General features: G+C 73.3%; 10 protein-coding genes and 2 tRNA genes. 10 read left to right on the forward strand and 2 right to left on the reverse strand.

Annotated features, from left to right (window positions below; all coding sequences use genetic code 11):
- The first annotated feature begins 49 nt into the window (after positions 1-49).
- Positions 50-262: a hypothetical protein gene (locus tag ACIGAN_RS28755; protein WP_351405549.1), complete on the forward strand. Its 213-nt coding sequence runs from the start codon at positions 50-52 to the stop codon at positions 260-262.
- 31 nt (positions 263-293) lie between these two features.
- Here the strand turns inward: ACIGAN_RS28755 and ACIGAN_RS28760 are convergent, their stop codons facing one another.
- Together ACIGAN_RS28760 and ACIGAN_RS28765 are read right to left on the reverse strand one after the other, a co-directional pair.
- Positions 294-950, reverse strand: a complete 657-nt coding sequence (locus ACIGAN_RS28760) for an NAD(P)H-binding protein (protein ID WP_365735699.1) — start codon at positions 948-950, stop codon at positions 294-296.
- A 147-nt stretch (positions 951-1,097) separates the two neighbouring features.
- Complete coding sequence (locus ACIGAN_RS28765) at positions 1,098-2,351, reverse strand: amidohydrolase family protein (RefSeq protein ID WP_399861947.1); 1,254 nt, start codon at positions 2,349-2,351, stop codon at positions 1,098-1,100.
- 257 nt (positions 2,352-2,608) lie between these two features.
- Between ACIGAN_RS28765 and ACIGAN_RS28770 the strand changes: the two genes are divergently transcribed.
- The 9 genes from ACIGAN_RS28770 to ACIGAN_RS28810 all read left to right on the forward strand — a co-directional run bounded on the left by ACIGAN_RS28770 (position 2,609) and on the right by ACIGAN_RS28810 (position 7,833).
- A tRNA-Thr gene (locus ACIGAN_RS28770) sits at positions 2,609-2,681 on the forward strand.
- A gap of 45 nt (positions 2,682-2,726) precedes the next feature.
- A tRNA-Met gene (locus ACIGAN_RS28775) sits at positions 2,727-2,799 on the forward strand.
- A gap of 88 nt (positions 2,800-2,887) precedes the next feature.
- Positions 2,888-3,052, forward strand: coding sequence for a 50S ribosomal protein L33 (rpmG, locus tag ACIGAN_RS28780; protein WP_003948671.1), 165 nt, complete (start codon positions 2,888-2,890; stop codon positions 3,050-3,052).
- Between the two features lie 101 nt (positions 3,053-3,153).
- Positions 3,154-3,606 carry an FAS1-like dehydratase domain-containing protein gene (locus ACIGAN_RS28785; protein ID WP_399861949.1) on the forward strand — a complete coding sequence of 151 codons (453 nt, stop codon included), beginning with the start codon at positions 3,154-3,156 and terminating at the stop codon, positions 3,604-3,606.
- Between the two features lie 8 nt (positions 3,607-3,614).
- A complete protein-coding gene (locus ACIGAN_RS28790; protein ID WP_365735756.1) occupies positions 3,615-4,043 on the forward strand; it encodes a MaoC family dehydratase in 429 nt (142 codons plus the stop codon).
- 113 nt (positions 4,044-4,156) lie between these two features.
- Positions 4,157-4,726 (forward strand): TetR/AcrR family transcriptional regulator, encoded by a 570-nt coding sequence (locus ACIGAN_RS28795; protein ID WP_399861951.1) that lies wholly within the window; start codon positions 4,157-4,159, stop codon positions 4,724-4,726.
- A gap of 101 nt (positions 4,727-4,827) precedes the next feature.
- Positions 4,828-6,264 (forward strand): MFS transporter, encoded by a 1,437-nt coding sequence (locus ACIGAN_RS28800; protein ID WP_365735692.1) that lies wholly within the window; start codon positions 4,828-4,830, stop codon positions 6,262-6,264.
- A 37-nt stretch (positions 6,265-6,301) separates the two neighbouring features.
- Positions 6,302-6,682 carry a DUF3291 domain-containing protein gene (locus ACIGAN_RS28805; RefSeq protein ID WP_365092437.1) on the forward strand — a complete coding sequence of 127 codons (381 nt, stop codon included), beginning with the start codon at positions 6,302-6,304 and terminating at the stop codon, positions 6,680-6,682.
- A gap of 95 nt (positions 6,683-6,777) precedes the next feature.
- The gene (locus ACIGAN_RS28810; RefSeq protein ID WP_399861953.1) at positions 6,778-7,833 is read left to right on the forward strand and encodes a UDP-N-acetylmuramate dehydrogenase; all 1,056 of its coding nucleotides are present in this window, start codon (positions 6,778-6,780) and stop codon (positions 7,831-7,833) included.
- Positions 7,834-8,126: the final 293 nt, after the last annotated feature.

Raw genomic sequence — 8,126 nt, forward strand, 5'->3', positions numbered from 1 at the left:
TCGGCAGGGGAGCGGCGTACCGGCGCCGCCCGCGCGGCACACTGGCCCCATGTCCTCCCGTCGCAGAACGTGCCCCGAGTGCCGCCGCGAGATCGCCGTCGTCGCCGGGCGGTACGCGCGCCACGACCCGCCCGGCGCCCGCGAGCACGGCGAACTCACCTCGTGCCCGGGCTCCCGCCGCCAGGCCCGCCCCGGCCCCGAGCAGCCGTCGCTGGACGGCTACACGGTTCCGGACTTCCCGGGCCAACTCCCGCTGTTCTAGGGGGACCGGCCGGGGCCGGCCCGCGGGTTGCTCAGTTGCCCGCGACCGACTTCACGGCGACCGACACCGGGGCCGAGCCGCTGATCAGCTCCAGCGTGAGCCCGGCCGTCGCCGGGGTGTCCACCAGCTCCGCGAGGACGGCGGCCACGTCGTCGCGCGGGACCGGCCCGCGGCCCGTGTGCGCCTCCAGACGCACGAGGCCGGTGCCGGCGTCGTCGGTGAGCTGACCGGGGCGCAGAATCGTCCAGTCCAGGGCGTCCAGCCCGCGCACGTACGCGTCGGCCTCGCCCTTGGCCCGCAGGTACACGTCGAAGATCCCGTCGCCCCGGTGCTCCGGGTCGGCGCCCATCGACGACACGATCACGAAGCGCCGCACGCCCGCCTTGACCGCCGCGTCCGCGAAGAGGACCGCCGCGGCCTTGTCCACCGTGTCCTTGCGGTCCGCCCCGCTGCCCGGGCCCGCGCCGGCCGCGAAGACCGCCGCGTCGGCGCCCCGGAGCCGCTCCGCGACCTCGTCGACGGACGCCGACTCCAGGTCGAGCACGATCGGCTCGGCACCGGCCTGCCGCAGATCGTCGGCCTGTCCGGCCTTGCGGATGATCCCCGCCACCTCGTCCCCGCGCCCGGCGAGCAACCGCTCCAGCCGCAACGCGATCTGACCATGACCACCAGCGATGACAATGCGCATGTCTCCGACCGTACGCCCGCACGGCCCCGCCCGCCGCACGACCCGGGCCGCACCCCGACCGTCCCGCCCGCCCCGCGCACCCGCGCCCACGAAGTCCGACCGTCCCGCGCACCCGCGCCCGTAAAACCCGGCCGGTCCGCCCCTGCCCTACGACACCTCGCCCCGCCCCTGCCGCGGCAGTCCCAGTTCCACCGAGGCGGCCGAACTGCAGTACTCCCGCACCGCGCTGGTCCGCGCCACCACGCGCCCCCGGTGCACGACCACCCGGCTGTACGCCAGGGAGAGCGCCCCCGCCAGCCCGTCCCCGCGCACCGCGAGCAACTCGGCCGGGAACCCCGCCTCCACCCGCACCTCGGGCAGCCCCAGCACGACCCGCGCCGACGAACTCACCGCGTCGTACGCCTCCTCGGGCGACAGGCCGTGGCGCGAGGCCAGCAGGAAGGCGGCCTCCAGCGGATCTCCGCGCCCCACCGGGTTGGACACGTCCCGCAGCGCGCCGCTCCCGGCGGCCACCCGCACCCCGGCCGCGCGCAGCAGCCGTACCGGAGGCGTGCCCCGCCGGTCGGCGCCGCAGCAGCCGCCCTGGGGCAGGCACACCACCGCCACCCCGGCCGCGGCCAGCTGGTCCGCCGTCCGGGAGGCCACCTCGGAGGGCAGCCGGCCGAGATCCCCGCACGGGCTGAGCGTCACCCCGGGGCGCAGCCCGCCCGCCATCGCCGCGAGCCGGGCCAGCCGCGCCGGATCCCCGGCGTCCGTGTGCAGGTCCACGGCAATGCCGTGCTCGGAGGCCACCTCCAGCACCGCCTCCACGTACCCCGCCGGATCCGGGTCCAGGTCGGGCCGGCCGCCCACCACCGAGGCGCCCATCTTCACCGCGTCCCGCAGCACCGCCAGCCCGTCCGCCCCGGCCACCCCGGTCAGCACCCGGGGCATCGCCACCGTCGTCAGCTCCACGAGCCCCCGCAGCGCCCGCCGCGCCTGCATTACTGCCGCCAGCGCGGACAGCCCCTGGACGTCCCCCACGCGCACGTGGGCCCGCAGCGCCGTCGCCCCGTGCCCGAGCTGGAGCAGCGCCGCCTCGGTCGCGCGGCGCTGGACGTCCTGGGGCGCGGGGGAGGCGGGGCCCTCGGTGTCGGCCGACAGGGCGGTGTCGGCGTGCGCGTGCGGCTCGGCCGGGGCCGGCAGCAGCAGGTAGCCCCGCAGATCGACCCGGGCCCCGCACGCGCGCGTGCCGCCCAGACTGCCGGCCGTGCCGACCGCCTCGATGCGCCCGTCGCCCAGCCGTACGTCCACGGTCCTGCCGTCGGTGAGCCGCGCCCCGCACAGCAGCAACGACGACGGCTCCACCGGACCCGGCGAGGACGACGGGGGGCGTGGCGGCTGCGGCTGGCTGTCGGGCATCGCGCTCCAGGGGCTCGGGCTGTGCACGCGAGGACGCATGATCACTCAGAGTGAGACGAGCCTAGGGCGGCCTCCCGTCCGGGGCGGGGAGGAGCGCAATAGTCGTACCGGCGTGGTCCGCCGTGCCGGACGGCGGGAAACACGGGGTGCGGGAGGCACGGGCGGGGCGGCCGGGAGGGTGGTGCGGGCGGACCGGGCAGGTGCCCCGAAACGGATTTGGGCGAACGGCGGGCGACCGTGTAATGTCTTCATCGCTCGCCCCAATAGCTCAGTCGGCAGAGCGTCTCCATGGTAAGGAGAAGGTCAACGGTTCGATTCCGTTTTGGGGCTCTGGTGTGACTGGTTCCGTCGCGAGGCGGGGCCGGACCACATCAAAGCGGTGTAGCTCAGTCGGTAGAGCAAGCGGCTCATAATCGCTGTGTCACCGGTTCAAGTCCGGTCACCGCTACTCACAGTAGCCGATTGCGGGGTCGGTCCTTCGATCGGCTACTCTTCTTGCGTTAAACAGTCCATCCGTTCGTCTTAGGAGCACTCACGTGGCTGCCACCGACGTCCGCCCGAAGATCACGCTGGCCTGCGTGGAGTGCAAGGAGCGGAACTACATCACCAAGAAGAACCGGCGTAACAACCCGGATCGCCTGGAGATGAAGAAGCACTGCCCGCGTTGCAACGCGCACACCGCGCACCGCGAAACGCGATAAAACAGGCTCGTACACGAGGCCGCTCCCGAGTAATCGGGGGCGGCCTCGCGTCGTTGAGTGACCCAGTACCGGTCAGTAGAGCTACCAGGAGGTGCCGAGCCATGGCGCTCGACCAGTCCTTCGTGGGGCGGACGTACCCGCCCACCGCGCCCTACGAGGTGGACCGCGAGAAGATCCGTGAGTTCGCCGAGGCGGTCGGGGACGCCAACCCGGCGTACACGGACGCGGAGGCCGCCAAGGCGCTCGGCCATCCCGATGTGATCGCCCCGCCGACCTTCGTGTTCTCCATCACCTTCAAGGCCGCGGGCGAGGTCGTCCAGGACCCCCGGCTCGGGCTGGACTACAGCCGCGTGGTGCACGGCGACCAGAAGTTCGCCTACCGCCGCCCGGTCCGGGCCGGTGACCGGCTCACCGTCACCTCGACCATCGAGTCGATCAAGTCCCTGGCGGGCAACGACATCCTGGACATCCGCGGCGAGGTCCACGACGAGGCCGGCGAGCACGTCGTGACCGCCTGGACCAAGCTCGTGGCCCGCGCGGCCGAGGAGGCGTGAGCGATCCCATGACGGCGAAGATCTCCTGGTCCGACGTCGAGGTCGGCACCGAACTGCCGGCCCAGACCTTCCCCGTGACCCGCGCCACCCTGGTCCGGTACGCGGGTGCCTCCGGCGACTTCAACCCGATCCACTGGAACGAGAAGTTCGCCAAGGAGGTCGGCCTGCCGGACGTCATCGCGCACGGCATGTTCACGATGGCCGAGGCGATCCGCGTGGTGACCGACTGGGCCGGCGACCCGGGTGCCGTCGTCGAGTACGGCGTCCGCTTCACCAAGCCCGTCGTCGTCCCGAACGACGACCAGGGCGCCGTGATCGAGGTCGGCGGCAAGGTCGCGGCCAAGCTCGACGACAACACCGTGCGCGTGGACCTGACGGCGACCTGCGCCGGGCAGAAGGTCCTGGGCATGTCGCGGGCGGTCGTACGGCTGGCCTGAACCGGAGGAAACATCAGGTGAGGGGCGTCTCCCAAAAAGGGGGGCGCTCCTCTCCGGTTCCTCCGGGCGCCGACCGCTTGACGTAGTTAGTGATTGAGCACTAACTTCTGGGCATGGCCAGGATGAGTGCGGAAGAACGGCGCGAGAGCGTCATCCAGGCGGCGACGACCGAATTCGCCCGGGGTGGCTACCACGGCACCTCGACCGAGGCGATCGCCCGCCGCGTCGGCGTCTCGCAGCCGTATCTCTTCCGGCTCTTCCCCGGCAAGAAGGCGATCTTCCTCGCGGCGGTCGAACGCTGCATCGAGGACACCGTCCGCACCTTCGAAGAGGCGTCCGAGGGCCTGCACGGCGAAGAGGCCCTGCACGCCATGGGCAACGCGTACACCACGGTCATCGAGAAGCACCCCGAGCGGCTCATGATGCAGATGCAGATGTACGTCGCGGTGAAGGCCGCCGAGGAGGAGGGCGACCACGAGTTCGGCGAGTCGGTGCGCGACGGCTGGATGCGGCTGTGGGACACCGTCCATCTGCCGCTCGGGGCGGACGCCGCCGAGACGACGCAGTTCATGGCGTACGGGATGCTCATCAACTGCCTGGTGGCCATGGGATTCCCGGCCGACCACCGCGTGTGGGAGGGCATGTACCCCTCGGCGCGGGCCAAGGGCCGGCTGGAGCACTGAACCGGGGGGAGCGGAAACCGGCGCTCTTCTGCGACCGCGAAAGTTAGTAATCAATAACTAATCGATCATCGCAGCGACACGCACACACTCCTGGGGGAGCGATGTCACAGCAGACCGCACGCCGCGGGGGAGCCGTCTGGGCCCTCGTCATCACCAGCGTCGCCGGATTCATGGCGGCCCTCGACAACCTCGTCGTCACCACCGCCCTGCCCTCCATCCGCGAGGACCTCGGCGGCGGCCTGCACGACCTGGAATGGACCGTGAGCGCCTACACGCTCACCTTCGCCGTCCTGCTGATGTTCGGCGCGGCCCTCGGCGACCGCTTCGGCCGCCGCCGGCTCTTCCTCGCCGGTCTCGCCGTCTTCACCGGCGCCTCCGCCGCCGCCGCGATGGCACCCGGCATCGACTCCCTCATCGCCGCCCGCGCGGTCCAGGGCGCCGGCGCGGCCGTGATGATGCCGCTGACCCTCACCCTGCTGACCGCCGCCGTGCCCGCCGCCAAGCGCGGCATGGCCTACGGCATCTGGGGAGCCGTCAACGGACTCGCCGTCGCCTCCGGGCCGCTGGTCGGCGGCACCCTCACCGAACACATCTCCTGGCAGTGGATCTTCTGGCTGAACGTCCCGCTCGGCCTGGCCCTGCTGCCCCTGGCCCGGCTGCGCCTCGCCGAGTCCCACGGCACCGGAGCCCCCCTCGACCTCCCCGGCACCCTGCTCGCCAGCGGCGGCCTCTTCGGCATCGTCTACGGACTGGTCCGCGGCCCCGTCGACGGCTGGACCGGCGGCATGGTCCTCACCGGCCTCTTCACCGGCACGGCCCTGCTGACCGGCTTCGTCCTCTACAGCACCCGCGCCAAGAACCCCATGCTCCCCATGCGGCTGTTCCGCTCCCGGGCCTTCTCCGGCATCAACGCGGCGAGCCTGCTGATGTTCCTCGGCATGTTCGGCTCGATCTTCCTGCTCAGCCAGTACATGCAGGGCGTCCTCGGCTACTCGCCCACCGAGGCGGGCCTCAGGATGCTGCCCTGGACGGGCATGCCGATGCTCGTCGCCCCGGTCGCCGGCATCCTGGCCGACCGCGTCGGCGGCCGCCCGGTCGTCGCCGCGGGCCTGTTCCTCCAGGCCCTGGGCCTCGGCTACATGGCCGTCGTGGCCACGGCGGACGCCTCCTACGCCGCCCAGCTGCCCGCCCTGATCATCAGCGGCATCGGCATGGCCCTGTTCTTCGCCCCCGCCTCCCACCTGGTCATGTCCAGCGTCCGGCCGCAGGAGCAGGGCATCGCCTCCGGCGCGAACAACGCCCTGCGCGAGGTCGGGGGAGCGCTCGGCATCGCCGTCATGGCGTCGATCTTCTCCGCCCAGGGCGGCTACGAGACCGGCCAGACCTTCGTCGACGGCATGCGGCCCGCCCTGGTCACGGGCTCCGCGGTGGTCGCCCTGGCGGGCGTCGCGGCCCTGCTGATCCCGGGCCGCCGCCGCACCGGCCCTCAGGCCGCCCCGGCCGAACCGGCACCGGTCCTGGAGACGGCCTCCCGCTGACCCCTCGGACTCAGGATCCCGACAAGGAGAAACGGCCATGCCCACCCTCCCCTGGACCGTCCCGAACACCCCGCCCCAGGGCACCGAGGTGCACGTCTTCGCCTCCCGGTTCGAGACCCGCACCCTGTGGGGAGCGCTGAAGTTCCTCGCCGGCACGCCCGCCGTGTGGCGCCAGGTCCGCCGCAGCCCCGGCGCCTACGGGGCCACGCTGAGGGCGAAGCCCTTCCGGCGGACCTTCTGGACCCTGTCCGCCTGGGAGTCCAAGGACGCGCTGCAGGCCTTCGCCCGCGCGGGCGCACACCGGCCCGCCGCCCGGGGCCTCTCCCCGCAGATGAGGGACGCGGCCTTCACCTCCTGGCAGGCGAGCAGCGAGGACCTTCCGATCTCCTGGTCCGAGGCGCTGCGCCGCCTGCCCTGACCGCCACCCCGCGCGCGTGCGGTCCCCGTCCGTCCGGCGGGGGCCGCACACACGCGTGCGGGGAGCCGCCGACGCCGTCTCGTACTCTTGAGCCCGTGCAGGAACTCCACGACGCCCCCCTCGCCCCGCTGACCACCTTCCGGCTGGGCGGCCCCGCGACCAGGCTGGTCACCGCCACGACGGACGACGAGGTGATCGCCGTCGTCCGCGATGCCGACGAGACGGGGACGCCCCTGCTGGTCATCGGCGGCGGCTCGAACCTGGTCATCGGCGACAAGGGCTTCGACGGCACCGCCCTGGTCATCGCCACCCGCGGCTTCTCCCTCGACGGCACCCGCCTGGAACTGGCGGCCGGCGAGGTGTGGACCCACGCCGTCGCCCGCACGGTCGAGGCGGGCCTGGCCGGCATCGAGTGCCTGGCCGGCATCCCCGGCTCGGCCGGCGCGACGCCCATCCAGAACGTCGGGGCGTACGGCCAGGAGGTCTCCGCCACGATCACCGAGGTCGTCGCCTACGACCGCCGCTCCGGCGAGACGGTCACCCTCTCCAACGACGACTGCGCCTTCTCCTACCGCCACAGCCGCTTCAAGTCCGACCCCGAGCGCTACGTCGTCCTGCGCGTCCGCTTCGCCCTGGAGGACGCCGACGGCCTGTCCGCGCCCCTGCGGTACGCCGAGACCGCCCGGGCCCTCGGCGTGGAGCCCGGCGACCGCGTCCCGCTCGCCTCGGCCCGCGACACGGTGCTCAAGCTGCGCGCCGGCAAGGGCATGGTCCTGGACCCCGAGGACCACGACACCTGGTCGGCCGGGTCGTTCTTCACCAACCCGATCCTCACGGACGCGGACTTCGAGACGTTCCGTGCGCGGGTGCGCGAGCGGCTCGGCGACGGGGTGGAGCCGCCGGCGTACCCGGCCGGCGAGGGCCGTACCAAGACGTCCGCGGCCTGGCTGATCGACAGGGCCGGCTTCGAGAAGGGCTACGGCGACGGTCCGGCCCGGATCTCCACGAAGCACACGCTGGCGCTGACGAACCGGGGTGACGCGACGACGGAGGACCTCCTCGCCCTGGCCCGCGAGGTCGTGGCCGGTGTCCAGGAGGCGTTCGGCATCACGCTGGTGAACGAGCCGGTGACGGTCGGCGTCAGCCTGTAGCCACCGCGGCGCTGCCGCTGGGGCGGCACGCATGCCCGCAGCCCAAGCGGACCCGCACCCGCCGGACGACGGAAGGGGCCGTGCCGGGGGGTGTCCGCCCGCAGCGGTTGGCGCGTCGACGGGGAGTGAGTCGGTACGCAAGTCGATCGCGCCGTTCCGAGGACGGACACCCCCCGGCGCGGCCCCCGCCCCCCCCCCCCCCGCCCCCCCCGCCCCCCCCCCCCACCCCCCCCACCCCCCCCCCGGCCACCCCCCCCCGGCCCCCCCCCCCCCCCACGCCACCACCACCCCCC

The sequence above is a fragment of the Streptomyces sp. NPDC085931 genome (assembly GCF_044540565.1).
Taxonomy (GTDB): domain Bacteria; phylum Actinomycetota; class Actinomycetes; order Streptomycetales; family Streptomycetaceae; genus Streptomyces.